The sequence below is a fragment of the Methanofollis sp. W23 genome (genome assembly GCF_017875325.1).
GTDB lineage: Archaea > Halobacteriota > Methanomicrobia > Methanomicrobiales > Methanofollaceae > Methanofollis.
This window is the reverse complement of the sequence record NZ_JAGGMN010000001.1, coordinates 2,231,573-2,258,094: the sequence shown is the minus strand read 5'-3', so window position 1 is coordinate 2,258,094 and position 26,522 is coordinate 2,231,573. Positions and strand designations below refer to the sequence as shown.

Below are 26,522 nucleotides of genomic sequence, written 5' to 3'. Positions count from 1 at the left end.
AATGGTGAAGGTGTTTATCTATCCGGCGACAAGCCTCATCCTCTCTGACATGGTCGCCAGGTTCGGGCACGAGCCCTTAGGATCGGCGATCGGCATACGAGAACGTATCCAGACGCCGGGGATCGAGAGCCCCCCGCTCCAGATCACCCCTGAAGAACCGAAGAAGGGGCTGAAATGGGCGGCGGTCGAGGTGCCCTCAGGGGTGCGCGGCCGGATGGCGGTGTACGGTCCTCTCATCGAGGAGGCCGAGGCGGCGATCATCATCAAAGATCCCGACTATGCCTTCGGGTGCATGGGATGCGCGAGGACGAACGAGTTGATCCAGTTCCATCTCAGGCACAAGGGGATCCCGCTCCTCGACCTGGACTACCCGACGAGCGACGAGGAAGGCGTCGGGTTTGTCGCGGCGGTCAAGGAGTTCCTGACCGGGCTGAAGACGGAGGGATCGGCGTGACCGAGAAGGTACGGATTGCGCAACTCTCCTGCGGCCCTGAATATTCAGGGGTCCAGAAGGAGATCTATGACGCCGCCGCGATGGTGGACGCCGAGGTCTTCTTCCCTGACATCGCCCTTGCCGACGTGCAGCAGGGATTCTCAGAGTTCGGGCTCGACGTGAGGAGTCCTGACCTCAAGCTCGCGATCGCCAGGGCAAAGGCCCTGGTCGAGGGACGGATCGATGCCGACGCCGTCTTCATCGCCACCTGCTTCAGGTGTGCGGAGGCGGCGATCGTCAGGAACGAACTGCGCCGGTATATCCACGAGAACTCGACTCTCCCGGTGGTCTCGTATTCCTTCACCGAACGGACTACCTCGGGCACGCTCCTCACCAGGATGGAGGCCCTCACCACCATCGCACGCCGGCGGGCCCTGCTCGCCCGCGAGGAGCAGGAGGGGATCACCCTCGGGATCGACTCAGGGTCCTCGACCACCAAGGCGGTGATAATGAAGGACAACGAGATCGTCGGGACCGGGTGGCTCCCGACCACCGAGGTGCTGAAGAGCGCCGAGGGGGTCGTCGACCTCGCGCTCCAGGAGGCCGGGATCAGGTTCGAGGACATCGAGGCCATCGGCACGACCGGCTACGGGCGTTATCTCATCGGGAAGAAGTTCAATGCCCAACTGATCCAGGAAGAACTGACCGTCAACTCGAAGGGCGCGGTTTACCTCGCTGATCGTCAGCACGGGTCGGCGACGGTCATCGATATCGGCGGGATGGACAACAAGGCCATCACGGTCCAGGACGGGATCCCGGGCACCTTTACGATGGGCGGGATCTGCGCCGGGGCGTCGGGGCGGTTCCTTGAGATGACCGCAAAGCGGCTCGGGGTCGACATCACCGAACTCGGTCCTCTCGCGATGAAAGGGATGGGCGACACGGTCCCGATGAACTCGTACTGTATCGTCTTTGGGACGCAGAGCCTGGTCAACGCCCTTGCCGAGGGGAGCGCCCGCGAAGACGTCGCCGCGGCGGCTTGCCACTCAGTGGCCGAGCAGGTCTTTGAGCAGCAACTCCAGGAGGTGGACATCAAGGAGCCGGTGATCATGGTTGGAGGGACCTCGCTTATTCAGGGACTGGTCCGTGCGATGGGCGAACTCCTCCAGACCGAGATCGTCGTCCCGCCGTATTCCCAATACATCGGGTCGGTCGGGAGCGCGCTCCTTGCGTCCGGGTTTATCAGGGGAGAGTAGATGGCAATCGAGTACTTCGTGGTCGAGTCTCCAGAGGAGAGGGGGAAGCAGGCCTACGAGGAGGTCGCCAACGATGTCCTCCTCGACCACGACCTGGTCAGGATCGTGCAGAAGATCCATATCTTCGTCGACCCCGGGGTGCCGCTTTTCGTGGCGGTGGGGACCACCCACCCGATCGGGAGCCTTATCCGGGTCCGTGACGCTGCCGATGTGAACGTGGACGAGGACGGTCGGGCAATCCTCTCGGTCGGGGACGAGGGGTATCTTGCCCCGATGCTCAAGGCCCTCTGGGAACGCTACGGCAAGGAGCATGTCGACCAGCCTGACCGGTTCTCGGTGCTGGTCTCGGTGCCCGCCGGCGAGGACCCGCGCGGGATCGAGGAGATCGTCATCGCCGATCCTGAGGAAGGGGTGTATAAGGACCTGGTCTATGCTCTCCAGATCATCGCTCCGGAGGGCTTCAAGGTCCGCCGGCAGTACCACAAGGAGGGGGTCTTTTATTATGTGGCAAGCGAGGACACCCTTCCTGTAGAGGTGGTCGAGACCGTCGTCGCCGAGCAGTTGAAGAAGATCGGGGTGGTGCTATGATCTTTGTCCCGATCACCTACAAGGGCGGGGTCTATCGCCATGACGAGGTCGTCGACCTCATCGAAGACCTGGGCGGCTACATTGTCCAGAAGCACATGATCGCCCAGGAGGTCGTCCTCCAGTGCCTGGTCCCGCGAGAAGACGTCGACCTGATCAGGGAAGTGGGCAAACCCCTTGGGGGCGAGGTGATCGTCGCCCCGCTGGTGGGCACCGAGATCGCCGTCGTCTCGCCGAGTCTTGAGATCCATCACCTCCCCCATGTCTCCTGCGACGTGGCCGAGTATCTCCGCCGGGCCGGGGCGAAGACCAATATGGTCGGGCTGGCCCGCGGGTTTGGGAAGCGGATCGCGAACCTCAACACCGAGGAGCGGGACGTGATCAATGAGCACGACCTGGCGGTCTATGTGCTCGGGTCCTTTGAGGCGTGTATCGAGAGGAAGTTCCCGGCCCTGCGCCAGGGGATCACGGTCCCGATCGTCGTGACCGGCGCTCCTGACGCGGAGCGGTTGAAGGCGGTTGTCGACCCGCCGGTGGAAGGATATGTCGGGGGCCTTGGGCGGTGCATGCACCGGACCAAGAAGCCTGAAGAGCTGGCGACCCTGGACGAGATGGTCGATGAGGTCTCAAGGGCGCTCGACGAGCGGCGCGAGGCGATCGCGAAGGATCCGCTCTCGGTCTCGCCGGCGAGGTTGATGGACGTGATCATGGAGAAGATGCCTGAGATCCATATGGTCACGCACCCGACGCCGGTCACGGTCCAGATCGCGGGGCTCAGGGTCAAACTCCCGTACGAGGAATATGCAGAGTCACTCCAGGAGATTGAGATTGAGGAGGGGGTCACCGTCGGGGACGTCGCGGAGGTGTTCCCGTCACGGATGCGCAACTACATATGGCTCAGGATTAAACCCTTCTCAGAAACCAATCTCATGGTGTGACGATGGATTACGAAGAGAAACTCGCCGCCATCCTCGAGGAAGGCACCGAAGAGACTGCATCGCGCTGGCTTTCTGAGATTGAAGGGGAGTTCGGCAGGGCCCCCCTGATCCTCAAAAGGATGGGGGAACGGCCTGAAGTGCTCCTCTCTCATCTCCTGTATAAGAACTCGGTCTTTGAGACCAGCCACCTGGACCCAAAGTGCATCGAGTTGATCAGTCTTGCCGTCGGCGCCGCCCTCAAATGCCGTCATTGCGTGGAGTATCATATTCAGGCAGCCAGGACCAAGGGTGCGAGTCGTGACGAGATCCTTGAGGCGATCCTCATCGCCGGCCTTGCGTCCAATGCTTCGGTCCTTGCCGATGCCTACCGGGTGATGGACGACGAGGCGCCGGCTGATGCCTGCCTCTCCTGTGATTTGCAGGGTTCGAATGGGGGCCCTGAGCCCCATCGCCCGGGACAGGAATAGATCCTCTCTTCTTTTTTCGGTTGAAAGATCGTGTTCATGGCGCGAGCGTATGCCCTCTGCGATCGCGGCTGGAGGGGGATGTAGGCATGACATACTCCGCCTTCCCCCATGGCAAGATATGATTGAGGGCGGCACGTCTGATCACTTACCTTCTCATCTCCTTGTGTTGGGGGCGGCACGCCCCGGGCCTGAAGATGTGGGAAGGCGTGATGATCGGGTGTGCCGCCCCAGATCGTAGAATATTCCCTGTAATCTCGCGCCGGGGGTTGCACCCCTGGACCCCCACCACACGATTATTCGAAGACTGTATTACCCTCTTCAAGAACGTTGATTGGGCCGGGAAGGCACACTCAATCGCCATGAAGAGCGTAATGCCGTCCAACGCTTATCTTCACGTGGGGGTTTCGGGGGTGGCCAGCCCCCTGCCACAGAGAGAGATCCAGAGGGTTTCTACAGAGCTGATTCTACAGACCTCTTTCATCTGTGTATCAGTCACAGGCGTGCGTGGTGGGATCAAATTCTCGTACAAACATGGACAGACAATTTTCTGGAAATTTTCATGGTAATCCCCCAGGAGAGGTAGATCCTGCAGGCCACTGTCTTCCTGAGATCTTCGGTCATCTTATGCGCACTCTGTGGGTTGGAGACGATCTATGATCTTTGAGGTGGGGGTGATACTGAGCTTGAGACCACAGGCAATCGAAGAGTCCTGGACGTGAAGATGAGGGAAGGTACAGCCGATCAGAGGTGCCGCCCTCAATTGAAAGACCTTCATCGTCCATCGTCTTGTCTCCATTCTTGCTTGCGTCCACCAGGTCTCAGTGGGTCTGATTAAAGCGGAAAGGGGGCGGCATGGTCCTGATGAGGGTCTCCTGAAATGCGTTCACATGAGGGCGAGGTATTATCACCTCTGGGGGGCAGGAGACGGTGATGATCCTGAGCAGGGTTCCGGGCGTCGCCCTCATCCCGATACTCTCGGCAGACGAGATCATGCTCCTCGCGGTGGTCATGGTGCCGGTCCTCCTCCTCTACCTCTTCATCCTCGTCAGCGAGGAGGCCTTCGAACTCGCGGGCATTAAGATCTCCCACGCGTTCTTTATGACCTTCGGCGCCCTTATCGGGAGTTTCATCGATATCCCGCTGGCGACGATAGACGGGGTGACCCTTGCGGTGAATGTCGGGGGATGTCTTATCCCGGTCGTGCTCTCTGCCGAGATCCTGGTCAAGCGGAGGATGAACCTCATGCCGGCCGTCCTCTCGGTGGCGGTGGTGAGCGTGGCCTCGTACCTCTTCTCCTTCCCGGTCGAGGGCCAGGGGATCCTGATGCCATTCTATGTCGCCCCGCTTGTGGGGGCGGCCGCAGGGATCCTCTTTACCTGGGCGGGCCCTTCTGCGGCGGGTGCCGCCTATATCGGTGGGACGGTGGGCACCCTCATCGGGGCCGACTTCCTCAACCTTGCAACGCCAGGGACGATCGAGACGATCGCTGGTGGTGAAACTGCGATGCTTTCCATCGGCGGTGCCGGAGTCTTTGACGGGATTTTTCTCACCGGGATCCTCGCGGTCTTCCTGGCCACTCTGGCCACCCGCCGGATCAGGCGGTCACAGAAGGATGCCGGGACGGTGCGTCGGGAATGAATGTTCTCTCTGATGATTGATCGTGCCAAGGAAATGTGTGGGATATGCTCATAGTAAACCCTCATCGGTCCCTGGTGTGAACATGACTCCCTGGCCCCCCAGGGACCATGACGAGGGCGGCACTCCCTCTTCAGGGATTTCGGATGTGTCTTCCCGGCCCATTCTTCATCCCGGGGGTCCGGGGGCAGCGCCCCCGGCGCGATTCATGAGGGAAGGCGGGAGTATCACGCCTGCACCTTTAAAGGGTGAGATTTTCTACAGGGCCTGAATTTATCAAATCCTATTGAGGCTGATACGCGAGGGAAAGAAATTTCCTCGGAGTGGTCGGCCACCCTCAATTGTCGGATCTTCTCCCCTATCTCGTGCCGGGGGGCTGGCCGCCTCCTGGGCCCCCGCGACATGATAGGCCGTGGACGGCAGCACTCTCGTCACAGTTGCTTGTTCTGCTTTGCGGCCCCCTCTTCATCCCGGGGATCAGGCGGCACTCGCCCCTGGCAGGATGATGTGAGAAGGCATGCCGATCAGAATGGCCGCCCTCAGCATGGATCAGTGCACGACCAGGAGACCTCCACTCGCTTTCATCCTATATCTTTGAGGCGGGCGTTCACTTCATGGGGGATTCTACAGAGATCAGAGTTCGTCTCAGGCCCCCCTTCCCCCGGTCTTTCATTTTTGCATGGGCCCTGGTACTTCGCACCTGGGAGGGGGAAACCGATCAGCCCCCTTGAGGTCGTTCTTTTTAGAATTCACCTCAGGCATGCAGGAATAGAAAATCGTTTGCACCACAACAGGAAACACAGCCATGTCTTCATCGGTCATGCTCTGTGTTCTTCCATTCCGGTGCAAAGATCAGTATATACACGCGTGTACTGCTCTATCATGTGTGAAATCCAGATCGATCGCCATTCTGTCTCATCTGATCTTTCCACCGCCATGGTGCGAAGGTGGTGCGAAGATGGAAACCAGGGGTGAATCCAGCACGCATATCGGAAAAAATCATCGTATGGTCTATAGGGCGTGCTGTTTCCAGGTGCGAGTGTGAGGGAATGCCTCTCCGATGAGGGGGAGCCATTCAGATCGCCGTGCCTTCCCACGCCCTTGTGCCGGGGGCGAGTGCCGCCCGGGCCCCCGGGATCACGGTTGTGCGGGGAAAGCAGGACCGATAGACTTGAAGAGAGATTTGCCATCTTCGGCTCTCTCGTATGGCGGTGGTCCGGGGGTGCACCCCCCAGCGCGGTCGACGGGGGAAGCCCGTGATCAGAAGGGTACTCCGACAGATCTATGAGGATTTCTCCAGATCCAGGAGATCTTCACACCGCAAAGAGTGCCCAGGCCTCTTTGATATGAAGGGCTTGCATCCCGAGTTCTCGTGACGGGAAAATATCATTTTTCTCCGAGTCGCCGATAAAGAGCGCCTCGTGCGGCTTGATCCCGAGCCGGTCCAGGGCGACATAGAAGATCCGTCTGTCCGGTTTCTTGCACCTGATATCTGAGGAGAAGACGACGGCATCGAAGAACGGATAGAGCCCAAACATCCGCAGTTCGATCTCAGAGAAGACTCGCTGCCCATTGGAGACGACGCCCAGACGATAGCCGTCGAAGGCCGAGAGGAGGTGACGGGTCCTCGGGAAAGCACAGATCTTTCTGGCAGTCGCCGCCCTGAATGACCTGGCAAAGTGGACGCCGAGGTCGGCGAATTCGACCGGCCAGATCGCATAGTCCTGGCAGATCCCGGCAAAGACCTCCTCCACCCTCACGTCAGGATACTCCTCGTCGACCGCCTCCATCGCCTCCGCCACCCGCCGCCGGTATTCCTTGCGCAGTGTCTCAGGGGTGATGCGCACCCCCTGGTACGCCGCCCAGGCGCTGAGATGGCGGTACGGGTCAAGGCTCCGCTCATCGGTGCTGACATCGAGCAGGGTATCATAACAGTCGAAGAGTACCCCTTCGACTCTTTCAAGGTCTACGGGCGTCTCAAACATCGTTCAGCCTCCTTGATCAGCCAGCGCTGGTCCTTCTCGCCGAGGTCCAGCCTGGCAGTCCGCAGGTAGCCAAGGGCCATGAAGAACGGGAGCGCCGCAACGACTCCCTCGAACTCGGCCGACGAACCAGCGTACTCCCTGAGAAGATGACCGATATATGGCTCGGCGGCACTGGGGTCGCCATACTGTTCCCTGAAGAGAGATTTCATCTCGGCGCAGAACACCCCGAGGTCGTGGACCGGATGGGCACGCGTCCAGGCACTCTCGAAGTCGATGGCCGTCACCTGCTCGCCCTGGAAAAGATAATTTGCCGGGGTGGCGTCGCGGTGGATCATGCATCCGCGGCGCCGGTCGAGGTCTCCCGAGTGCCACCATGCCCCGAGCAGGTCGTTGAAACGCCCCCGCTTCCGTTGGGAGAGTTCGACCTGGTCGAGGACGTCGTGAAAGGTCGAGAACTCTCTCGCCTTCTCATATGACGACGATCTCCTGGCATGGAGGAGTCGCATCACTCCGGCCACTGCCGAGAGCCTGGAGTAGAGGGACGAGCAGTCTGTGATATGGACTCCGAGAGGGGTGCCTGGGACATAGGCGGTGACCAGGGCGCACTTGAAGGTCCTGTTCACCGCGAGCGGTTGCGCGACCGGCACCCCGGCCTTCTGCGCTTTTTTGAGCATACGGTACTCCCTTTTCATCGCCCGTTCTGGGTCGTACTCGCGAATTTTCCCGGTCGGTTCGGCGAAGAACTTGACGACGACGTCCAGATCCCCTCCATCAGAGGTGCACCGACAGACCATGTGCGACGCCGGCCTGATCTGCGAGACCGTCAGGCAACAGGCGGGGTCGCGGACCTGGCCGTCGAAGAGGGAGACCACCCAGTCCCTGAAGGGATCACCTGGCGATATTATTTTTCTCGTCCCGTGCCTCCCTTCCATTCAGAGCACCTTCTGGTAGACCTCAAGCATCTTCCCGGCCACGGCGTCCCACCTGAACTCCCGCTCCACCTTCTCCCGCCCCCGCCGTCCAAGCGTGGTGCAGAGGTCATGGTCGCCGATCACGGCATTGATCCCGTCGGCGACCCCCCGCGACGAGACCGGCACCTTCACCCCGTCCACGAAGTGCTCGATATTCTCGGAAAGCCCGCCGACATCTGAGGCGACGACACACCGTTCGGCACTCCATGCCTCGGTGAGGATCAGCCCGAAGGGTTCGTTTCTGCTTGGGATGGCGACGATATCCGCGGCATTGAGGAGCCTGACAAATTCAGGTTCCTCCACGTAGCCGAGGACCTGCGCCGGGGCGTCCCTGAGGCGGCGGTCGAGCCAGTGGCGCATGTCGCCTTCCCCGGCAAAGACGAACTGCGTGTCCCACCGATTCTTCAGGACCGAAGGGATCGCCTTGACAAGGAGGTCAGGCCCCTTCTGGTAGACCAGACGCCCGCCGAAGAAGACCAGAGGGGCATAGGGATGGATCCCGTACTCCTGCTTCACCTCGCCCCGGTCGACCCCGCGGCCATAGTGCTCGGGGTCGATCCCGTTCCTGACCACGTCCACCTTCCAGTGGGGCACATGGTACAGGTCCATCACCTCGCGCCGCAGGGTCTCTGAGACCGTGACCACCCGTCCGGCAATATAGGCCCCATACCACTCCTTCCCTGAGATCTCGCGAAACTCCCACCATCCTCCCTTCTTGTTCCCGTTTCTTCCATATTCGGTGGAGTGAAAGGAGAGGACGGTCTTGCGGTTCTTGAGACGATGGAGGGCTTCCACGAAATGCCAGTCATGGAAGTGGAGGAGGTCGAAGGGCGGGGAGTCGGCCTTCTTGAAGAGGCGGAGAGAGCGCATCGAGAGGTCACGGCAGAACTCAACGATGTTCGCACCCTTCGGGTCGCAGTAGTGATATATGACCCCGTTCTTCTTGTCTGGCCCTTCCCCCCTGGTAAAGAAATGGACCTCATGGCCGCGGGCAAGGGCCTCGGCAAGATTGGTCGCCGCGGGGGCGAGTCCGCCGACCCTGAGGCCGTGGAGCGATTCCCAGCAGAAGACGGCGATCTTCAGTCTCTGCATAGTTCAGACCACCTCCGCTCTACGGTGTCCCTGACCTCTCCTGGCGTGAGGCATGCGGCGACGGCGTGTGCCAGGCGCCGCTCTCCAAAAACGCCCTCCAGCCATCTGGCATAGTCGCCGCGGTGGAGGTGCCAGAGGACCGACACCTCAGGGATCTCAGGGAGGATGCGCCAGAACTCAAGGAGGCTGTGGGCCGATCGTCCGGTGTAACTTCCGTCAGGAAAGAAGAAGTGGAAGGCCTTCTCTGCCGGGACCGAGGCGAGCGCCTGCCGTCCACGCGGGAGGCTGCGGGAGTCGAGGTGCGAGAGCACGCGCATGTAGACCTCGTAGGCCCCGGTCTGGCCGTCCAGGTCGTCTGGACAGAAATAGGTGTGCACGTCCCCGCAGGCCCCGTCTTTTGAGGAGAGATAATAGAAGTGGTCGCTCGTCCCGAAGTATCGCCAGAGGTCAGGGCGCCGTGTCCGTGCCTGGGCCTGTTCGAGGGCGAAGAACGCGCTCCTCTGCCGCGGGTTGCCGAGCCAGGCCGACCCGTCCTTCTCCATGTCGGCCCAGGAGACCATCCACGGGAGATCCAGGTCGCCGGCGGACGGGAGAGCCGCGGCCTCGGAGGGGAGGAGGCAGGCAACCCCGGCGTCCTCCAGGGCCGGGTAGAGATCTTCGAGGAAGGTGAAGATCCCGGTCCCGGCCTGGTGGTGCTCGCCGAAGGTCTCGTAGTCGAGGAAGACATGGGCGCAGGTGCCTGGCGAGGCGGCGACCCACCAGGCATAGGTCTCAGGAGCGAGCGGATACTTATCCCATGCCTCCCATGAGAACCGAAACCCGATATCGTCTGAGAGCGGGCAGTTGCGCATCAGGACCTGGAGCCCCTGGCAGGTGTAGGGTTCGTTGGGGCTCTGTTCCCCGAGCACCCACCCGGCCCCTTCGGTGTACACAGCCAGGTACCCGAGGTCGCGGACGGCGGCGGCAAGGGTATTGTTCAGGGCGAACTCGGTATTCTCGGCCACCCGAGGTTTTTTCCCGAAGAGGTCTTCCATCAGCCTGGCATGCATCTGCACCTGCCCGACAAATTCGGTGGGCTCCTCAAAGAACCCGACCAGGCTATGATAATAAGTCTGGGCCAGGACCTCGGTGTGAGGGTGACGTCCCGCCTCGGCGAAGAGGGCGAGGGTGTCAGGGCTCCAGCGTTCGAGTTGTTCGAGAACCGTCCCTGAAAAGGAGAGGGCGCACCGCAACCCGTCGTCCAGGGCGTCGAGCAGGATCTCGGTCGCCGGGAGGTAACACCGTTCGGCCACGCGGCCGAGGTTCTCCTGGTTCGATGGAGCAAAGTAATACTTCTCCAGGTCTCGCCGTCCCTTCGCCATCTCAGGTCTGAATTCAGGATTGAGACGGAACGGCTGGTGTACCTCAAAACCAAGACAGAGCCTGGCCATTGTCCCCCCGCTCAGGCCATGCAGAAGGCCTGTAACCGTACCCCTCTATCCAGAGATTGCAATAAAATGCTTTCCCTGGCCGTGAAGAGATCTCGGGGGGCGATGTGGCCCCCTTCGTCGATGGACAGGAGAGGGGAACAGTCCCTGGATGATGGCACTGTAGAGTCTGGCATGAACTCTGGATTCACTCATACGCAATGAACCTGGTCGTGGGACTCCTGGGTATCTGGATCACACCACGCGGGGACGATCCCCGAATGGCCGCCCCCGCCTCTCCCCTTTGTGTGGGGGTCAAGGGGGCGCACCCATGGCGCCAGGATGAAGGAGGACATTCTGTGATTGAAGGGGGGCGGATCAGATTGATATGCTTTCCTCCATGTTCGCGCCGGGGGGCGACCGTGAGCGCCCCTGGGAACTATGATGAGGTAGGGAAGGCAGAGGTTTGATCATTCAGGAGATATATCTGCAATCATTGTATCGCTCTTGAAGGGATCTGGTGGATTTAAACCATTAGGGGAACCTGGAGAGATGATCTTCAGGATCTTTTTCATGGTGACACCTCTGGATAATTCTCTTCGCGGGGGTCTGCCCTCCTCTCTCACTCCTCTGTGGGGTGCGAAAGGAGAGATCTTGGGCTCTGTAGAAATCCTCCGGACAGTTATCTTTGGCGGGGGGCTTGGCCGGCCCCCCCGGTCCCCTGCGCGAAGAAAGGGGTGAACGGCATTACGCTCTTCATGGCGATTGAGTGTGCCTTCTTGGGCCTCTCTTCATCCCGGAGGTCTGGGCGGCACTCGCCCCCGGCGAAAAGACGGGGAGAGGCGGTTGAATCGCGCGTGCACCGAGAATAGATAAGGGTTCTACAGGGCCAGGTCTTGAGAATATTCTCGTTCTTCGAAATGCGATTGGAAGAAAGATGAGATGACCTGAAGTTGTTGGAGGGTAGTTCTCTGGCAGAGCGATCCGTCAGGAGGAGTTCAGAGATCCAGAAAAGAGTGTCAGGTCTCTTTTGCCTCCCCCCTGAGGGCGATCCCGACGGCGATCGAGAGCACCCCTGAGAGGATGGCGAAGACGCCGAGGTACAGGGCGACCAGGAGCATCCCGCCAAGCAGGGGATAGACCAGGAAGAACAGGCCGAGGATGATCGAGAGGATTCCGGAGAGTGCGAGGAGGCCCCGGTGGGAGTGTCCTTTCATCGAGAAGATGGCGAGCCCGAGGTCAGCGGCCCCGATGACAAGTGCGAGCGCACCCATCACCGTCACGATGAGGGCCGCCACGAGGTATGGCATCGCGACGGCGACGACCCCCAGGGCGACGACGAGCACGCCCATGAGCAGGGTCAGTGTCGTGTTCGTCTCCCCGACCGGTCGCGTAGACCCGTAGGCCGCAAGTGTGATGCCGTAGACGATCACCAGGAGCCCGAAGAGTATCATCAGGAGTTCGAGGGTGATCTCGGTCCAGAAGAGGACCGCCACCCCAAAGAGGACCGCGGCCACTCCCCGTATGACAAAGGACCCCCATTCTCTGGGGTTGATCTCTACAACTTCCATCTCGAATTCTTCCATTATGCATAAGGGACGGGAAAATAATATTTGGCTTTTTCGAAACTCGGCTCTGTAGAATCTGGCATGAACCTTCGGGTTCACGCATATGGGATGAAAATTTCTTGTCACGTGGTCTCTCTTTTTCTCAAGACTGAAGAGCAGGTGAGGATCGTGTTCACTCGCCGTTCCCGCTTCTCTTCGTCGTGGGGGGGGGTCAGGGGGGTGCACCCCCGGGGCGAGACGGCGGGGCGTCGGATCATCATGCCTTCCCATAGCCCCCACCGGGCGAGTGCCCCCCTGATCCCCGGGATGACGGTGGGGTCGGGAAGGGAGAATGGACGGCTATGATGAGAGTGCTGCCGTCCTCGACCTTTTGGTGCGCAGGGGGGACCGGGAACGAGGAGGATTTCTACAGACCATATCCCACAGCTTCTGAGGCCCGACCCTCGCCTTGAACCGAAGTCTTTCCTTCCTGAAATTCAGAACCCTATCCTCTCCACCGGGGAGCGTGCCGTCCCCAGGGGATTCCTGCTGATGAAGATTGGCGGAGGATCGCATCCCGTCTTCATGGCTTCTCGCTGCCTTCCTGGCCCACTCTTCATCCAGAGGGTCAGGGAGGTAGCACTGCCCGGACAGAGATATGATCTGAACATTTCCTGGAAGGTCCGTATTGGCCCTTCAGAGTGTACAGGCACTATATATTTCTGAGATCTGCTCCCTGGGATGAGGGGGGCATCACCGTGCGTGCCGCGCTCATCAAAAAATACTTTGACCGGTGGGGGAAGAAGTAATCTTATGGCCACGATCCAGGTGGAAGGGCTCACCAGAACCTTCGACGAGGTTGTCGCCGTCGACGGGATCTCGTTTACCGTGGAGGACGGCGAGATCTTCGGGTTGCTCGGGCCGAACGGTGCGGGCAAGACCACGACCATCAACATGCTCACCACCCTCCTCTCGCCGACCGGGGGGCGGGCCACCGTCGGCGGCGCCGACATCGCCACTGAAAGGGACCGGGTCCGCCAGCAGATCGGGGTCGTCTTCCAGGAACCGGCCCTCGACACCAACCTCACCGCCAGGGAGAACCTCGACTTTCACGCGATGATGTACGGGATCCCGCGGCAGGCGCGAGAGGACCGGATCGCGGCGGTGCTCGGGCTCGTCGAACTCGACGACCGGGCCGACGACCTGGTCTCAGAGTATTCTGGCGGAATGAAGCGCCGGCTCGAGATCGCCCGAGGCCTGATCCAGCGCCCGAAAGTCCTCTTCCTCGACGAACCGACCCTCGGCCTGGATGCACAGACCCGCCGCCGCATCTGGGAATATGTCGAGGCACTCAACCGCGACGAGGGGGTGACGGTGGTCCTGACCACCCACTATATGGAGGAGGCCGACTACCTCTGCGACCGGGTGGCCATCATCGACCACGGAAAGATCAGCGTCCTCGATACCCCTGAGGCGCTCAAGACCTCGCTGGGCGGCGACCTCATCACCCTCGGGGTCGAGGGGGACGATGCGGGGTTTAAAAATCGGTTGCACGAGGAGCCCTGGGTCAGGCAGGTGGGAGGCGCCGGCCAGACCATCTCCATTGTGGTGGAAGAAGGGGACCGGCGGGTGGCGGCCCTCGTGGCGATGGCGGCGGCCGAAAGACTGGAGATCGTCTCGGTGAATCTCAGACAACCGAGCCTTGAAGACGTCTTTCTTCATGTGACCGGCAGGACGATCCGGGAGGCCTGAGATGAACCGCGAGGTCACCGCGATCTATGTTCTCTGGCTCAGGGAGATGAAGCGCTTCTTCAGGGCGAAGTCCAGGGTCGTCGGGACGCTCGGGATGCCACTCTTCTTCATGGCCTTCCTCGGGTTCGGGTTTCGGACCAGCACGGTCCCCGGGATCCCTGAGGGCATCGACTACATCACCTACCTGGTCCCCGGGATCGTCGGCATGACCCTCCTCTTCTCCTCGACCTTTGCCGGGATCTCGGTGCTCTGGGACAGGGAGTTCGGGTTTTTAAAAGAGATCATGGTCGCCCCGGTGAGCAGGATCTCGATCGTCCTTGGCAGGACGGCCGGCGGGGCGACGACCTCGCTCCTCCAGGGGGTTCTGATCCTTCTTCTCTCAGGGCTGATGGGCTTCTCGTACCCCGGGTTCTTCGCCTTCCTGGCCGCGGCGCTCTTCATGCTCCTCATCTCCACCACCTTCATCTCGATGGGGTTGATCTTCGCCTCGAACATGAAGGACATCCACGGGTTCACCCTGGTGATGAACTTCGTCGTCTTCCCGATCTTCTTCCTCTCAGGTGCGCTCTTCCCGGTCGAGAACCTCCCTCTCTGGGTCCAGCCGCTCTCGTACGCCGATCCCCTGACCTATGGGGTGGACGGGCTGCGCGGTGTTCTTACCGGCGTCTCCTCATTTCCCTTGATGACCGACGCCGTCATCCTCACCGGGTTCTTTCTTCTGCTTCTTGCCCTTGGCGCCTGGTCCTTTGAGCGGAGCGAGTCAACCTGAATGATTTATATCAGGGCCGGGAGATCCTCCTCCATGCCAGATCAGTATCAGGCCCTCCCCCTGCTCCTCCTTGCGCTGGCCCTCGGTGCGGGAGGCTGTATGGGGACGGCATGGACCGACCTCTCGGTCGACGAGGCCCATGCCCTCATCCAGGAACGTGCGGGGGACCCGGGGTTCGTGCTCCTGGACGTCAGGACGCCTGAAGAGTTTGCCGCCGGGCACATCGAGGGCGCGGTCAATCTCGACTGGTATGACCCGGCATTCAGGGACGAGGTCAGGGCCTTCGAGAGAGGGGCGACCTGCCTGGTCTACTGCCGGACCGGCGTGAGAAGTGCGGGGGCGGCGTCGGTGATGGTCGAAGAAGGGTGTGACGAGGTGTATAATATGGAGGAGGGGATCACCGCCTGGAAGGCGGCCGAATATCAGGTCGTCACCTGAAGTTCCTCGCCGGCGAGGAAGGTGGTGGTCTCGGTGTGCACGATCCGGCCGTACTCGTCGAAGATGGTGACCTGCACCCTCACCTCGTCGCCTGCGCCTGCCGGCACGGGCGGGAGTTCGATCGGGTGGGCGGCCGAGATGCCGGAGAAGCTCTCTCCGGCCACGGCGTCGGTGACCTCCCCGGCCACCTTGATCTCGAAGGTGACCGAGTATGAGGCGGGTTCGGTGGTGTTGGGGTAATACCTGATGATGAGCCCGTCCCCTGTGCCGCCACCGGTCACTTCAGGGATGAACTCGACCGGCGGGGGGAGCGAGCCGTCTGGCTCTCCAAGACACCCCGAGACGAGTGCGACCACGACGACGGTGCCCACAAGACAGGTCAGGGCCGGGCCAGGTCTCACAGTCCTGGCCTCCCTTTCTCCTCCTTCCAGTAGTCGCGCTGGTCCTGCGAAAGGTCGGGCGGAACCTCCATCAGCCCTGGGGGCAGGGGGGAGAAGAAGGTCTGCTCTGCGAGGTAGTCGATCCCGAACCTCACGATCCATGAGCGCAGGATGGTCAGGTTCGGGCAGATGGTCACCTCGTTCTTCCGGTAGTGCTCGACGGTCTCCAGGAAGAAGGCCTTCTCTTCTGGAGAGAGAGAGTCTTTGAAATATCCCAGGGCATGGAAGAGGACATTGGTCCGTGAGGTGGCCTTTGGGGGATTTTTCAGGGCGGCCCTGAGATGACGTTCATAGGTCGCGACAACCTCTTCGAACGGCTGCGATTCCTGGTTTGCCACCACATTCCCGAGGGTCTGGAGTTCTTTCTGGCTATATGCCATCAGGAGAAATTTGTTCCTGGCGTGAAACTCAGAGAGGGCCTGGAGGTCGCCGTGCGCCCGTGCCTCCCTGAACCCGGCAAGGGTGAAGAGCCTGATCAGGAAGTGCTCTCTGATCCGCCGGTTCCGCAGCCTCCCCTCGTCCTCGACCGGGAGGTCAGGGTGGCGTGAGAGCACCGCCTCCGCGAAGAGCCCGGCCCTCGTCCCTCTGGAGGCGCCGCCCTTCATCGACGAGTAGATTTTCACCCCTTTGATCCCGCATGAAGGCGACCTGGACTTGAGAAGAAACCCGTCCACCTCGCCCAGGTCGTCGAGGAACGCGGCGGCAAACCCGGTCATCATTTCGGTCACGTCCCGTCCGGTCTCGTGCTGCACCAGCCTGACCTCGTCGCCCTCCCCCACCAGCCTGACCGGCTCTCTCGGGATCCCGAGCCCGATCTCCGCCTCGGCGCAGACCGGCACAAACTCGACGTGCGCGTTCATCCGCCCCACCACCTCGCTCCTGATCATGTCCCCATTCCACCGGCAGTGGTCGAACTCGATGCACCTGCTCACCACCACCCTTGGCCGCGCAAAGGTCTGCATATCTTCCCACCTCGAGGGGGTTGGATGGGGGCCCGGGAGATAGAGATTTCCCCTTGAGTCAGGGTGATGAGGTCACGCAGATGTGGCTCAGGAGGAGGTGAGATGATCTCTGATCCTCATGGTGCAGGAATGACGTGGCATTTGACATTCACACTCTTTGGAAATGTCGGTTCTGTAGCGAGGTGTAGAATTCAGTATGAGGCGAGTTCACGCCTCTGGCATATGGGATGCACATCTCTCCTTACTTGATCGCTCTTTTTCGAGACTGAAGTGCAGGTGAAGATTGTGTTCCTTCGCCGCCCCGCCCCTGTCCTCGTCGTGGGGGGGGGCAGGAGGGTGCACCCCCCGGCGTGAGGCGAAGAAGGCATGATGATCAGGTGGTCCGTCTTCAGGTCGGCGTTGAGGACAATCATGCCGGTGCCGATCGGTCCAGAAGATCCTGACCTTCGCCTGAGACCACACCAGGAGTTCGATCGTCCAGCAGAAGTCTTGGTCCTGGAAGTAAGGAGAGCTGAGGAAGGGCTGATGGTTGTGGTCACCCAGGGGAACCCGCCTCTGCACCGTGGACAGTGATGTTCTCGTCTTCGATGACCGAGATGTCAGGCCCCTCAGTCTCGTCGAGGTGGTGCGGCGGGCGGGTTCAGGAGGATGAACCTTCACGGGCGCCGATCAGAAGTACTATATTAGCCATCCATGACAAGGGGAGGATGGTGATGACAGGTGCGTGAAGAGATACGAACAGAGATCGACGATCTGGTCGGCCGCAAACTCCCGGCACTCGTCGCCCTCTACCAGGACCTCCATGCCGAACCCGAACTTTCAGGGGGAGAGGAGCAGACTGCAGAGTTGCTTGCCGCAGAACTGGAGGCTGCGGGCATCTCTGTCACCTCTGAGATCGGCGGCCATGGGGTCGTCGGGGTGCTTGAGAACGGGCCGGGACCGGTCGTGATGCTCAGGGCCGATATGGACGCCCTGCCGGTCCAGGAGGAGACCGGGCTCCCCTATGCAAGCAGGCGCCCTGGCGTGATGCATGCCTGCGCCCATGACCTCAACATGACCTCTCTTGTCGGGGCGGCAGGGGTGCTTGTCGGGATACGGGAGGCATGGTCTGGGACGCTCCTCTTTGTGGGCCAACCCGCCGAGGAGACTGTGGCAGGGGCGCGGGCGATGCTCAGGGACGGGCTTTTTACCAGGTTCCCCCGTCCCGTGTGTGCGGTCGCCGTCCATGCCGGTCCAGACATCCCGGCCGGGACGGTCGGGACACGGAGCGGCGTCCTCTCTGCCGGGGGCGAGTCGATCGACATCGTCGTCAGGGGGATCGGGGGGCATGCCGCCCATCCTGACCAGGCAAGAGACCCGGTCGTCATCGCCGCCCAGATGGTCCTCGCCCTCCAGACGATCAGGTCCAGGGAGATCGACCCGAATGAGTTCTTCGTGCTCACCATCGCTGCGGTCCATGGAGGGAGCAAGCACAACACCATCCCTGACGAGGTGACGATGAAGGTGAACCTGCGCTATCATCACAGCACGGTCAGGGATCAGGGGCTTGAGGCCGTCCGCCGGGTCACGACCGGGGTCGCCAGGGCCGCCGGCGTCCCCGAGGATCTGATGCCGGTCGTCACGGTCATCGACGAGTCGGTCCCTCCGCTGGTCACCGACGCTGGACTTACCAGCCGGTGCGCTGCGGCAGCAGAAGAGGTGCTCGGCGAGGGGAAGGCCATTGAGATCGCGCCTCTTTCAGGGAGCGAGGACTTCGCCATCTATGGGCAGGAGGGGGTGCCGCTTGTCTACTTCAGGTTCGGAACGATGGTCGGGGGGCAACCAGGGCCGTACCTCCACTCATCACATTTTGCCCCTGAGCAGACCAACGCGATCAGGAGCGCGACGCTCACCCTTGTCGCCTCCGCCCTCACCTGCGTCGGGAAGGATCAGGAGAGGTCTGGATAAGATCGTGGGGGTGGGATGCTTCTCTCGTCGCCCCCTTCCCTCTCGTTCGCGACTATTCCTGGCCTGCTCAGTTGTAGGCGTGTTCCAGAGATATTTTGGGGATCTGTAGAATTCGGCATGAACTTTGGGCTCAGGCATACAGAATAAAAATAGAGCATATCCCAAAACTCTCTGGTTGAAGATCTCCTTGAACTGAAGTGCTTGCTTCCAGAAATTCTAAAAGCTCTCATCGACCGGGGGCTTGCCGCCCCCCGGACTCCCCGTCGATGAAGATTGGTGGCGGATTGCGTCCCGTCTTCATGATCTTTTCTCTGCCTTCCCGCCCCCATCGCCATCCCTGGGGTCCGGGGGCAGCTCCCCCGGCCAAAGAGGTGGGAAGGCGACGAATGCATGGGTGCGCGATGAAAAAACTGGGATCTCTTCATTGTCATCCATCGCTATCAATCGGTGAGGATGAGGACCGGAGAGTTTTGGGATGACCTCATATTAAAAATATCGAGTTTATAGAATTCCTCTTGATGAATCTCTGTGGGGAGGGGCGTGCTGCCCCCGGATCCCCCACGACGAAGATAGGCGGGTGCGGCCATTCGATGTTCGTCCCGAGTGGTGTCGTGCTCTGAAGGAGGAACACCGGTTCAGTACACAAGTAGGAGACTCATGATTGTTTTCATCTTGTATTCTTGAGCGTGAGTTTATGTCTGATTCTACAGAGCCGAAAATTCGAAATATTTTGGTTTTGTAGAAACCCTTGCGTATCCTGGTGTGAGCGTGATGTATCCGCCTTCCCCCATGTTCCCGCCGGGAAGGCATATTCAAACTCCCTGAAGAGGGATTGCCGTCCACGACCAATCGTGTTCGTGGGGGGCCCGGGGGGCGGCCAAGCCCCCGGCGAAGAGAACGATCCAGAGGATTTCTCCAAAGCCAACATTTTCAACTCTCTCCGCTTTTCTCCTGAACTCCACGTCTGGAGAGGGGTCGATGACGGCAACCCCATCATTATGTCTGTCCATTGTGCATTCTCACCCATCTTCCCCATTTTTCGGGAGTCCGTGGCTCTCCCCCGCGGGAGATGGTAGGATCCTGTGATTGAGGGCGGCACGTCAGGTCATCACGCCTTCCTGCATCCTCGCACCTGGGGGGAGTGCCGCCTGGGCCCCCCAGGACCTCGATGAGGTCTCGAAGGCAGCATGACGACCATGACGGGTGCGTTGCCGTCCTTGGTCCTATCCTGATAGAACAGGTTCATGAGAAAGACTATCATAGATTCGGCAGACTCAGGTCCATGCCCACCGTCACATGGTTTGAGATCCCTGCGGCCGACACCGGCCGGGCGAAGAAATTTTACCAGTCTCTTTTCGGCTGGAAAGTCAGGCCATTCCCGGCAGAGTTCAAGGAAGACTTCTGGATGGTCGAGACTGGCGGCGAGGTCGGGGGGGACCTCTTCAGGCGGGAGGCGCCTGACCAGCAGATGATGATCTATATCGACGTCCCCTCCATCGAGGCATATCTCCAGAGGGTCGTCGACCTGGGCGGACAGGTGCTCACCGGGAAGACCGAGGTGCCAGGCATGGGATTCCTGGCGGTCTGCGAGGACACCGAGAAAAACCGTTTTGGGCTCTGGGAAGGTGCTGGAGGGTCAGGGGAGTGAGAAGAGCAGGAGAGTGTCGGCACCAATCAGGAAGACGACAAGTCCCGCCATGGTCAGTCCTGCACCAGAGACGGCGCCGTCACGGTCCGGCGGACACGCCCGGAGTGTGACGGCCGTGAGTGTGAGCGGGACGAGTGAGAGGAGGGTGATCATCCAGAAAACCTGGTGGACTGGTCCTGCCATGAAGAAAAGAAGGGATGCAAGGGCGCAGGCAAAGATGGCTATGACCTGTGCCTTCTTCCTCCCCAAGGAGGCGACCAGCGTCTGTTTCCCTGCGGCATGGTCCGCCTCCATGTCAGGGAGTTCGACGGTGATGATGAAGGCAAGCCCCAGGAAGAAAAGAGGGAGAATGGTTGCAAAAAAGAAGAGGTTGAACTCTCCGGTCGCCGTGAGGTAGCCCATCCCTGGCATGAAGAGACCGAAGGTGAGCATGGTCGCCACCTCACCGCCCCCATGATATGCAAGGGCGAGCGGCGGGGCGGTGTAATACCATCCGATGAGGTTTCCAGACAGGACAAAGAGGAGGAAGTACCAGGGGGCGGGATAAAGGAGGATGTAGTAGAGGGCAAGGAGAAGAGAGGCGACGATCAGGCCAAGGGCGATCCACCTGGCCGCCGGTGCGAGGTCGGGGCGTTCACCAAGCACGCCGCTCCCGCCAGAGATATGGGTTCTCTTCCCGAGGGCATCGGTCCGGCGGTCAAAGTAGTCGTTGGAATAGGAGACCGAGAGTTGTCCGGCCGCAAGGATCAGGCAGCCGAGGAGGAGTCTGGCCGGGACAGGAGACGGCTCTGTCAACCCGGCGACCAGCACCCCATAGGCAAAGAGGACGACCCCTCCGAGGACGAAAGGAAGACGGCCCAGCCTGATCAGGGCGCAGAGTGTGGACGACATAGATCATGGCCCTCACCCTGGTGAGGGGGTGCCCTCTGATATAGGTCGCGGCGCCTCAGGGATATGGTCACGGTCTGGAGGGGGTGGCCACTCTCACCTGAATGCAGAGATCTTCAGGTCTTCTTGGTTCTTTCAGGGTAGAGATCTTGGAATTGTGAGATCTCTGATCTCAGGTGCGAGCGTGAGTCAATCACCTTTACTCCTCTTCGTGCTAGGGGTGTATCTCTTGGAGGAGGATGGTTCAGAATTTCTGGAAGGAGACGCTTCAGTTCGAGGAGATGTTCCCTCAAGAGAGTGTAGGGGTATGCTCCATGAAAATGATCCTGAAGATTGCTTGTTAAGAAATCCTATTGAGGGCCATACACGGAGGAGAGAAACTTCTTCTGGGTTATCGGCCGTCTTCAAGTGTTGAATATTCCCTGCCATCTCGCGCCGGGGGGTTGCACTCCCCGGACCCCCACGATGAGGATATGTGGGGGGCGGTGATTGAACACGATCCCCGCCGGTTCTTCAGTCTTGAAAAAGAGAGATCGAACGACGAGACATCTTCATCACGTATGCGTGAGGCGTGTCTTGGTTCATATCTGAATCTACAAAGTCGAAATTTCATCAGATCCTTATGGAAAGAGTATCATCAAGGATCTCTACAAAAACAAAGACGCTGAGGGGGAGATTTGAACTCCCGAGGGGCTCAACGCCCCACGGGCTTTCCAGGCCCGCGCCCTACCGCTAGACTACCTCAGCTCGTGCCTTATTCTATTTGTATCAGGGTGTTTTAATGGTATCCTTTTTCTCCGGCGGCCTGCGAGTCCAGTGGGAGGGGTAGGTGCCTGGGGGCATCATCACGGTCTTAGGGGCGACGACGAGGCCGGTCTGCCCGGGTTCGTAGGCGGAGGAGTCGACGAGGGCTTCGCCAAGGGCGACCAGTTCGTCCTTCTCGGTGAAGACCGCGACCATCGCACCTTTTTTGTACTTCGTCTTTGAGCGCACGCCCACCCCGGCGAGGGACGCCCCATGGCAGAGGGCGTCGACCGCGGTCTCCCGCACCACGACCCTGGGCAGGTCGCCGGTCCCGGCGGCGGCCGGGAGGATCAGGGCCTCGAGCGCGGCGGTGTCCCCTCCGTGTGCGGCCTCAGCAGCGTCCCTGAGGTCATGGAGGGAGTATGCCTCCTCTTCGGTGAAATTCCCTGACCTGGTCCGGCGGAGTTCCTGCATGTGGGCCCCGGTCCCGAGGGCCAGGCCCAGGTGGTGGCAGAGGGACCTGATGTACGTCCCCGCGTCACAGACCACTCTGAAGAGGACAAGCCTCCCGTCCATGTCAAGAACCTCGAGTTCGTAGATCTTTCTGATCCGCAGGTTCCGTTTCACCGCGCTCCGTCGCGGTGGGCGCTGGTAGACCCGACCGACAAACTCCTTTGCGGCGGCATCGACCACCTCCCCGGGGACGTCGCCGTGGAGGCGCATGGCGCAGACATACTCCTTGCGCTCTTTGAGGAGGACCGGGGCAAGCCGTGCCGCCGGGCCGATCATGACCACCAGCACCCCTGAGACCATTGGGTCCAGGGTACCGGCATGCCCGACCTGGACACCGAGCATCTTCCCGACCCAGGCGGCGACCTGGTGGCTGGAGGGTCCCTGCGGTTTGTCGATGACGACAAGTCCGGCGGCAGGGGTGCCTGGCACTCGCCGGCGTTCAGGCATGGTGCTTCATCTCCTCGGTCCACCTGTTCAGGGCAGCAAGTGTGCCGGAAAGAGACCCGTCGCCGACGACGTCAGGGGAGACCCCGCTTTCCTCCATCGCCGCGGCCGTGACCCGGCCGATGGCGGCGACGCTCTGGCCGGTGCGGCGTGTCCATACCGCTTCCCTGAACGAGGAGGCGCTGGTGAAGAGGACCACGTCGGCCCGCTCGGTCTCAAGGCTCTCGCCTGAAGGGACAAGATGATAGGAGGGGTACTCGCACGCCTCCCCGCCCGCGGTCCTGATCGCGTCCAGAAGCCCGGGGTTCGGGACGGCGGCCCGCGGGATCCCGACCCGCCGCCCTGCCAGCCACGCGCCCAGGTACGGGGCGAAGTCTGCTGAATAGAAGGACGGGAGGGTCTCGGCCTTGATCGCATGTTGTGCAAGGGTCCGCGCCGTCTGCGGCCCGATGGCGACGACTCTCACTGTCTCGGGGAGCGAGAGTCTGGGAGCGATGACCTCTGCCGGGAGGGCGCTGGTGAAAAAGATACAGTCGAAGGCGCCTCGGTTCGCCTCTGCCACAAACCGGGCGATAGCGTCTTCGATGAGTTCGGCCCTGAGCGGCGAGACAGTATAACACTCATGACCTAATTCGGCACAGAGGGCGGCGTCCCTCCCCGCCTTTTGAGGGAGCCTGGTGATCGCGATCAACATCGAAGGAATGATCAGTGCGGCGGAGATATCACCATTTCCCTCCAGGGTCGGGAACTATATATGGGTGGCCCCCGAGTCTGCTCTGTGGTTGTCTCCCTCCTCATCGGAACCCTGGTGGGGGTCGTGCTGGGCGTGGTCAGCGGATTGGTGCCTGGCGTGCACGTCAATACCATGGCCGCCTTCCTCCTCTCCGTCTCCCCGCTCCTGGCCGGCGCCCTGGGGACCGTCCCCCTTGCTGCCGCCCTCGTCGCCGCCCTCATCACCCACACCTTCCTGGACTGCGTCCCCTCCACCTTCCTTGGGGTGCCTGACGCGGACACCGCGGTGATGGTCCTCCCTGCCCATGCCCTCTGTATGGAGGGGCGGGGTGCGGAGGCGGTCCGGGTCTCCGCGCTCGGGAGCGCCAGCGCCGTCGCCTGGGCTCTCCCCCTCTCGCTCCTCTTCCTCGGCCTCCTCCCACTCCTGCAGCCCGCGATTGACTGGGGGATCGGGCTCCTCCTCATCGTCGTCGCCTGCTCATTGGTCGTCTTCTCGGAGTCGCCAGAGTGGTCGGCCGCGGTCTTCCTGGTCTCAGGTTTTCTCGGGCTTTTTGTCTTCAGGTATTCCTTTCTTGCCTGGCACGGGGGCACCTCGGTCCTGATGCCCCTCCTCTCAGGGCTCTTTGGGGTGGCGGTCATCCTCTCCGCGACTGGGGGTCGGATGCCCGCCCAGGCCGCACCGGTCTCGTACCCTGAGAGACAAGAGGTGCTCCGCTGCACCTTCACTGGCTCGGTGGCGGGGGCGGTCGTCGGATGGCTTCCAGGACTCTCGAATGCGACCGCCAATGCCCTCCTCGCCTCGGTCATCGACTATGGCCAGGACCGACGGGGATATCTGCTTGCCACCAGCGCCGCGAACACCGCCAACGCCTTCCTCGGACTGTCGGCGCTGTACGCCCTTGGCAGAACACGAAACGGGGTGATGGTCGCCCTCGCCGCCTTCGACCTCCCTCCGCTCTCGCTCCTCCTTCTCGTCGCTGCCCTCGCCGCGACGATCGCCTATCTCCTCACGCTCTATTGTTCGGGGGCGGCGGCACTCTTTGCCAGAGTGAGGCTCCGCCCCCTCCACACTGCGGTGGTCCTCTCGGTCACCGCGCTCTCATTTCTCCTCTGCGGTCCCTTTGGGCTCTTTGTCCTGGCGGCGGCGACCCTGGTCGGGACCGTACCGGCGCTCGTCCAGGTGAGGAGGGTCTCCTGCATGGGGGCGGTGATGCTCCCGGTCATCCTCTCCTCTCTCGGGGTGGTGGTCTTTTAATTTCTGGAGAATTGGTTCTGTAGGGCCCACGTGATTGGCCATCACTCTGGACGGTTTGATTATACGTTGTGGGGGGTTTCAGGGAGGGAAAATCCCTATTGATCTTCAGGGTGTGTAGGGGTCTCCTCTGGACAGGGATCTCTGTGGGTGGGTGTCCCATGCCATTGCCCCTGTTTGTTATGGTCATCTATTGGCTCTGTAGAAATCCTCATTTTTTCTTGGTTCGAGTATGATGCAGCCGCCTCCCCCTATCTTGTCGCCGGGGGCGGCGAGCCCCCCCCGCCGAGATGGCTATCTAGAGGTATTCTACACAGTCCATCTATTCTGCCTTCTCGTCCTCATCGTGGTCCGGAGAGTCAGGGGGCTGTGCCCCCCCCAGGACCCCCCACGACGAGGATAGGCAGGTGTGGTCATTCGATGATGTTGCCGCGTGGTGTCGTGCTCAGAAGGAAGAACCCGGATCAGTACACGAGCAGGAGATCCATGATCATGTTCAATCGCGTATGCGTGAGTGAGGGGGTGATGCCGAATTCTACAAGGCCCTGGTCTGGGTATATGCGAAGAACTTTTTTTATCACCGCCGAGCGGTGGAGAGGTCATCTCCTGTCATTCACGTCACGAAAGGAAGAGAGGCAGGAGTCCCACCCTCGCCGCCCCTTCTTTCTCTCTTCGCGCGGGCGCCGATCCCATGCAGAGATGGTTTTCCAGAGTGGTTCTATGAGAGTCCACCACGGCGCCATTCAGAGCAGCCCGAAGATCGAGGCGATATAGAGGGCATATGCCACGAGGAGCCCGGCCCCCCAGACCCTGGTCAGCCGGTCACCGAAGAGGAAGAGGGGGATGACCGCTGCGGAAAAGGCCAGGGTGACGAGCACGTCGGTGAGACTCCCGATCAGGATCGGGGAGATGAGTGCCCCGACCCCCATCACGAGGAGGAGGTTGAAGATGTTGCTGCCAAGGATGTTCCCGACCGAGATCCCGCCCTCGCCCTTCATGATCGCCACGAGCGAAGTCGCAAGTTCTGGGAGAGAGGTGCCGATCGCCACCATCGAGAGCCCGATGATGAAGGTGGGCACCCCAAGGGAGGTGGCGATCGCCACCGAGGTGTCGACGACGAGCTGCGCCCCGATGATCACGGCGATCAGTCCGCCGATGGTGAGGGCGATGTCCTTTCTCCCGTGTGACTCGACCTCTTCGCTGTCGGACTCGGCCCCCCCGCTTCGCCAGAGGACCGTAAGGATGGCGACAAAGGCGATGAGCATCACGCCCCCGGCCAGCATATCGAGCGTCCCTCTCATGGCAAGGAGAAGGAAGAGCACGGTGGCCGCGAGCATCAGCCCGGTCTCCCTGACCATCAGTCCTGAAGTCGCCCGGCTCCCGACAATCTTCGGGTTGATGACCGCGCAGAGGGCGAGGACCAGGGCGATGTTTGCGATGTTGCTGCCGAGTACGTTGCCGAGAGCGATCCCGCCGTCATTGGCGATGATGGCATTTATGCTCACCACGAACTCGGGGAGCGAGGTCCCGAAGGCGATGACCGTGAACCCGATGGTCGCTACAGAGACACCGAAACGCGCGGCAAGTCCGCTCCCTCCGCCGACAAAATAGTCCGCACCTTTGACCAGAAGAATGATGCCGACAATGAAGATGATGGCTTCGATGATCATGATCTGTC

General features: G+C 61.0%; 24 protein-coding genes and 1 tRNA gene. 12 read left to right on the top strand and 13 right to left on the bottom strand.

What is annotated here, in order from left to right; translation table 11 throughout:
* Position 1 precedes the first annotated feature (1 nt).
* The 6 genes from J2129_RS09655 to J2129_RS09630 all read left to right on the top strand — a co-directional run bounded on the left by J2129_RS09655 (position 2) and on the right by J2129_RS09630 (position 5,317).
* On the top strand, positions 2 to 454 hold the full coding sequence (locus J2129_RS09655; RefSeq protein ID WP_209630663.1) for a methanogenesis marker 5 protein: 453 nt from the start codon (positions 2 to 4) through the stop codon (positions 452 to 454).
* A complete protein-coding gene (locus tag J2129_RS09650; protein WP_209630662.1) occupies positions 451 to 1,689 on the top strand; it encodes a methanogenesis marker 15 protein in 1,239 nt (412 codons plus the stop codon). The genes J2129_RS09655 and J2129_RS09650 overlap by 4 nt, the downstream gene beginning before the upstream one ends.
* A complete protein-coding gene (locus J2129_RS09645; protein ID WP_209630661.1) occupies positions 1,690 to 2,277 on the top strand; it encodes a methanogenesis marker 17 protein in 588 nt (195 codons plus the stop codon).
* Positions 2,274 to 3,212, top strand: a complete 939-nt coding sequence (locus tag J2129_RS09640) for a methanogenesis marker 7 protein (protein WP_209630660.1) — start codon at positions 2,274 to 2,276, stop codon at positions 3,210 to 3,212. Before J2129_RS09645 ends, J2129_RS09640 begins: the two co-directional genes overlap by 4 nt.
* Before the next feature lie 2 nt (positions 3,213 to 3,214).
* Positions 3,215 to 3,679 carry a carboxymuconolactone decarboxylase family protein gene (locus J2129_RS09635; protein WP_209630659.1) on the top strand — a complete coding sequence of 155 codons (465 nt, stop codon included), beginning with the start codon at positions 3,215 to 3,217 and terminating at the stop codon, positions 3,677 to 3,679.
* 930 nt (positions 3,680 to 4,609) lie between these two features.
* Positions 4,610 to 5,317, top strand: a complete 708-nt coding sequence (locus J2129_RS09630) for a DUF1614 domain-containing protein (RefSeq protein ID WP_209630658.1) — start codon at positions 4,610 to 4,612, stop codon at positions 5,315 to 5,317.
* 1,310 nt (positions 5,318 to 6,627) lie between these two features.
* Here J2129_RS09630 and J2129_RS09625 read toward each other — a convergent pair.
* The 5 genes from J2129_RS09625 to J2129_RS09605 all read right to left on the bottom strand — a co-directional run bounded on the left by J2129_RS09625 (position 6,628) and on the right by J2129_RS09605 (position 12,339).
* Complete coding sequence (locus J2129_RS09625; protein WP_209630657.1) at positions 6,628 to 7,299, bottom strand: HAD family hydrolase; 672 nt, start codon at positions 7,297 to 7,299, stop codon at positions 6,628 to 6,630.
* On the bottom strand, positions 7,281 to 8,231 hold the full coding sequence (locus J2129_RS09620) for a phosphotransferase (protein WP_209630656.1): 951 nt from the start codon (positions 8,229 to 8,231) through the stop codon (positions 7,281 to 7,283). The genes J2129_RS09625 and J2129_RS09620 overlap by 19 nt, the downstream gene beginning before the upstream one ends.
* Entirely contained in the window at positions 8,232 to 9,362 is a 1,131-nt protein-coding gene (locus tag J2129_RS09615) for a glycosyltransferase family 4 protein (protein WP_209630655.1), read from the bottom strand.
* Complete coding sequence (locus J2129_RS09610) at positions 9,350 to 10,792, bottom strand: glycoside hydrolase family 57 protein (protein WP_209630654.1); 1,443 nt, start codon at positions 10,790 to 10,792, stop codon at positions 9,350 to 9,352. The genes J2129_RS09615 and J2129_RS09610 overlap by 13 nt, the downstream gene beginning before the upstream one ends.
* A 995-nt stretch (positions 10,793 to 11,787) precedes the next feature.
* Complete coding sequence (locus tag J2129_RS09605; protein WP_209630653.1) at positions 11,788 to 12,339, bottom strand: DUF308 domain-containing protein; 552 nt, start codon at positions 12,337 to 12,339, stop codon at positions 11,788 to 11,790.
* Between the two features lie 789 nt (positions 12,340 to 13,128).
* On the opposite strand from J2129_RS09605, the gene J2129_RS09600 reads away from it, so the two are divergent.
* From J2129_RS09600 to J2129_RS09590, 3 genes are read left to right on the top strand one after another with little or no spacing between them, the layout of a single operon-like run.
* Positions 13,129 to 14,067 (top strand): ATP-binding cassette domain-containing protein, encoded by a 939-nt coding sequence (locus J2129_RS09600; RefSeq protein ID WP_209630652.1) that lies wholly within the window; start codon positions 13,129 to 13,131, stop codon positions 14,065 to 14,067.
* Between the two features lies 1 nt (position 14,068).
* Positions 14,069 to 14,836, top strand: a complete 768-nt coding sequence (locus J2129_RS09595) for an ABC transporter permease (RefSeq protein ID WP_209630651.1) — start codon at positions 14,069 to 14,071, stop codon at positions 14,834 to 14,836.
* Between the two features lie 33 nt (positions 14,837 to 14,869).
* On the top strand, positions 14,870 to 15,274 hold the full coding sequence (locus tag J2129_RS09590) for a rhodanese-like domain-containing protein (RefSeq protein ID WP_209630650.1): 405 nt from the start codon (positions 14,870 to 14,872) through the stop codon (positions 15,272 to 15,274).
* On the opposite strand, the gene J2129_RS09585 is transcribed toward J2129_RS09590, so the two are convergent.
* Both J2129_RS09585 and J2129_RS09580 read right to left on the bottom strand, forming a co-directional pair.
* Positions 15,259 to 15,675, bottom strand: a complete 417-nt coding sequence (locus J2129_RS09585) for a hypothetical protein (RefSeq protein WP_209630649.1) — start codon at positions 15,673 to 15,675, stop codon at positions 15,259 to 15,261. The two genes, J2129_RS09590 and J2129_RS09585, sit on opposite strands and share 16 nt — an antisense overlap.
* Complete coding sequence (locus J2129_RS09580) at positions 15,672 to 16,676, bottom strand: DUF523 and DUF1722 domain-containing protein (RefSeq protein WP_209630648.1); 1,005 nt, start codon at positions 16,674 to 16,676, stop codon at positions 15,672 to 15,674. The genes J2129_RS09585 and J2129_RS09580 overlap by 4 nt, the downstream gene beginning before the upstream one ends.
* Positions 16,677 to 17,396: 720 nt before the next feature.
* Here J2129_RS09580 and J2129_RS09575 point away from each other — a divergent pair.
* Positions 17,397 to 18,623, top strand: coding sequence for an amidohydrolase (locus tag J2129_RS09575; protein WP_209630647.1), 1,227 nt, complete (start codon positions 17,397 to 17,399; stop codon positions 18,621 to 18,623).
* An 812-nt stretch (positions 18,624 to 19,435) separates the two neighbouring features.
* Here J2129_RS09575 and J2129_RS09570 read toward each other — a convergent pair.
* A complete protein-coding gene (locus J2129_RS09570; protein ID WP_209630646.1) occupies positions 19,436 to 19,633 on the bottom strand; it encodes a hypothetical protein in 198 nt (65 codons plus the stop codon).
* A gap of 158 nt (positions 19,634 to 19,791) precedes the next feature.
* On the opposite strand from J2129_RS09570, the gene J2129_RS09565 reads away from it, so the two are divergent.
* Complete coding sequence (locus J2129_RS09565; protein ID WP_209630645.1) at positions 19,792 to 20,271, top strand: VOC family protein; 480 nt, start codon at positions 19,792 to 19,794, stop codon at positions 20,269 to 20,271.
* Here the strand turns inward: J2129_RS09565 and J2129_RS09560 are convergent.
* The 4 genes from J2129_RS09560 to J2129_RS09545 all read right to left on the bottom strand — a co-directional run bounded on the left by J2129_RS09560 (position 20,260) and on the right by J2129_RS09545 (position 23,554).
* Positions 20,260 to 21,162, bottom strand: coding sequence for a prenyltransferase (locus J2129_RS09560; protein ID WP_209630644.1), 903 nt, complete (start codon positions 21,160 to 21,162; stop codon positions 20,260 to 20,262). The two genes, J2129_RS09565 and J2129_RS09560, sit on opposite strands and share 12 nt — an antisense overlap.
* A 659-nt stretch (positions 21,163 to 21,821) precedes the next feature.
* Positions 21,822 to 21,906: transfer RNA gene (locus J2129_RS09555), tRNA-Ser, on the bottom strand.
* Positions 21,907 to 21,927: 21 nt separating this feature from the next.
* Positions 21,928 to 22,863 carry an RNA-guided pseudouridylation complex pseudouridine synthase subunit Cbf5 gene (locus J2129_RS09550; protein WP_209630643.1) on the bottom strand — a complete coding sequence of 312 codons (936 nt, stop codon included), beginning with the start codon at positions 22,861 to 22,863 and terminating at the stop codon, positions 21,928 to 21,930.
* Entirely contained in the window at positions 22,856 to 23,554 is a 699-nt protein-coding gene (locus J2129_RS09545; protein ID WP_209630642.1) for a uroporphyrinogen-III synthase, read from the bottom strand. Before J2129_RS09545 ends, J2129_RS09550 begins: the two co-directional genes overlap by 8 nt.
* Positions 23,555 to 23,614: 60 nt before the next feature.
* On the opposite strand from J2129_RS09545, the gene J2129_RS09540 reads away from it, so the two are divergent.
* A complete protein-coding gene (locus J2129_RS09540) occupies positions 23,615 to 24,847 on the top strand; it encodes a tripartite tricarboxylate transporter permease (RefSeq protein WP_245320723.1) in 1,233 nt (410 codons plus the stop codon).
* 740 nt (positions 24,848 to 25,587) lie between these two features.
* Here J2129_RS09540 and J2129_RS09535 read toward each other — a convergent pair.
* Positions 25,588 to 26,514 carry a calcium/sodium antiporter gene (locus J2129_RS09535; protein WP_209630641.1) on the bottom strand — a complete coding sequence of 309 codons (927 nt, stop codon included), beginning with the start codon at positions 26,512 to 26,514 and terminating at the stop codon, positions 25,588 to 25,590.
* Between the last annotated feature and the right edge of the window lie 8 nt (positions 26,515 to 26,522).

Coding starts and splice junctions, on each gene's coding strand:
- J2129_RS09655 (WP_209630663.1), top strand. CDS start 2: ATGGTGAAGGTGTTTATCTATCCGGCGACAAGCCTCATCCTCTCTGAC.
- J2129_RS09645 (WP_209630661.1), top strand. CDS start 1,690: ATGGCAATCGAGTACTTCGTGGTCGAGTCTCCAGAGGAGAGGGGGAAG.
- J2129_RS09640 (WP_209630660.1), top strand. CDS start 2,274: ATGATCTTTGTCCCGATCACCTACAAGGGCGGGGTCTATCGCCATGAC.
- J2129_RS09635 (WP_209630659.1), top strand. CDS start 3,215: ATGGATTACGAAGAGAAACTCGCCGCCATCCTCGAGGAAGGCACCGAA.
- J2129_RS09630 (WP_209630658.1), top strand. CDS start 4,610: ATGATCCTGAGCAGGGTTCCGGGCGTCGCCCTCATCCCGATACTCTCG.
- J2129_RS09625 (WP_209630657.1), bottom strand. CDS start 7,299: ATGTTTGAGACGCCCGTAGACCTTGAAAGAGTCGAAGGGGTACTCTTC.
- J2129_RS09620 (WP_209630656.1), bottom strand. CDS start 8,231: ATGGAAGGGAGGCACGGGACGAGAAAAATAATATCGCCAGGTGATCCC.
- J2129_RS09615 (WP_209630655.1), bottom strand. CDS start 9,362: ATGCAGAGACTGAAGATCGCCGTCTTCTGCTGGGAATCGCTCCACGGC.
- J2129_RS09610 (WP_209630654.1), bottom strand. CDS start 10,792: ATGGCCAGGCTCTGTCTTGGTTTTGAGGTACACCAGCCGTTCCGTCTC.
- J2129_RS09605 (WP_209630653.1), bottom strand. CDS start 12,339: ATGGAAGTTGTAGAGATCAACCCCAGAGAATGGGGGTCCTTTGTCATA.
- J2129_RS09600 (WP_209630652.1), top strand. CDS start 13,129: ATGGCCACGATCCAGGTGGAAGGGCTCACCAGAACCTTCGACGAGGTT.
- J2129_RS09595 (WP_209630651.1), top strand. CDS start 14,069: ATGAACCGCGAGGTCACCGCGATCTATGTTCTCTGGCTCAGGGAGATG.
- J2129_RS09590 (WP_209630650.1), top strand. CDS start 14,870: ATGCCAGATCAGTATCAGGCCCTCCCCCTGCTCCTCCTTGCGCTGGCC.
- J2129_RS09580 (WP_209630648.1), bottom strand. CDS start 16,676: ATGCAGACCTTTGCGCGGCCAAGGGTGGTGGTGAGCAGGTGCATCGAG.
- J2129_RS09570 (WP_209630646.1), bottom strand. CDS start 19,633: ATGGACAGACATAATGATGGGGTTGCCGTCATCGACCCCTCTCCAGAC.
- J2129_RS09565 (WP_209630645.1), top strand. CDS start 19,792: ATGAGGTCTCGAAGGCAGCATGACGACCATGACGGGTGCGTTGCCGTC.
- J2129_RS09560 (WP_209630644.1), bottom strand. CDS start 21,162: ATGTCGTCCACACTCTGCGCCCTGATCAGGCTGGGCCGTCTTCCTTTC.
- J2129_RS09550 (WP_209630643.1), bottom strand. CDS start 22,863: ATGCCTGAACGCCGGCGAGTGCCAGGCACCCCTGCCGCCGGACTTGTC.
- J2129_RS09545 (WP_209630642.1), bottom strand. CDS start 23,554: ATGTTGATCGCGATCACCAGGCTCCCTCAAAAGGCGGGGAGGGACGCC.
- J2129_RS09540 (WP_245320723.1), top strand. CDS start 23,615: ATGGGTGGCCCCCGAGTCTGCTCTGTGGTTGTCTCCCTCCTCATCGGA.
- J2129_RS09535 (WP_209630641.1), bottom strand. CDS start 26,514: ATGATCATCGAAGCCATCATCTTCATTGTCGGCATCATTCTTCTGGTC.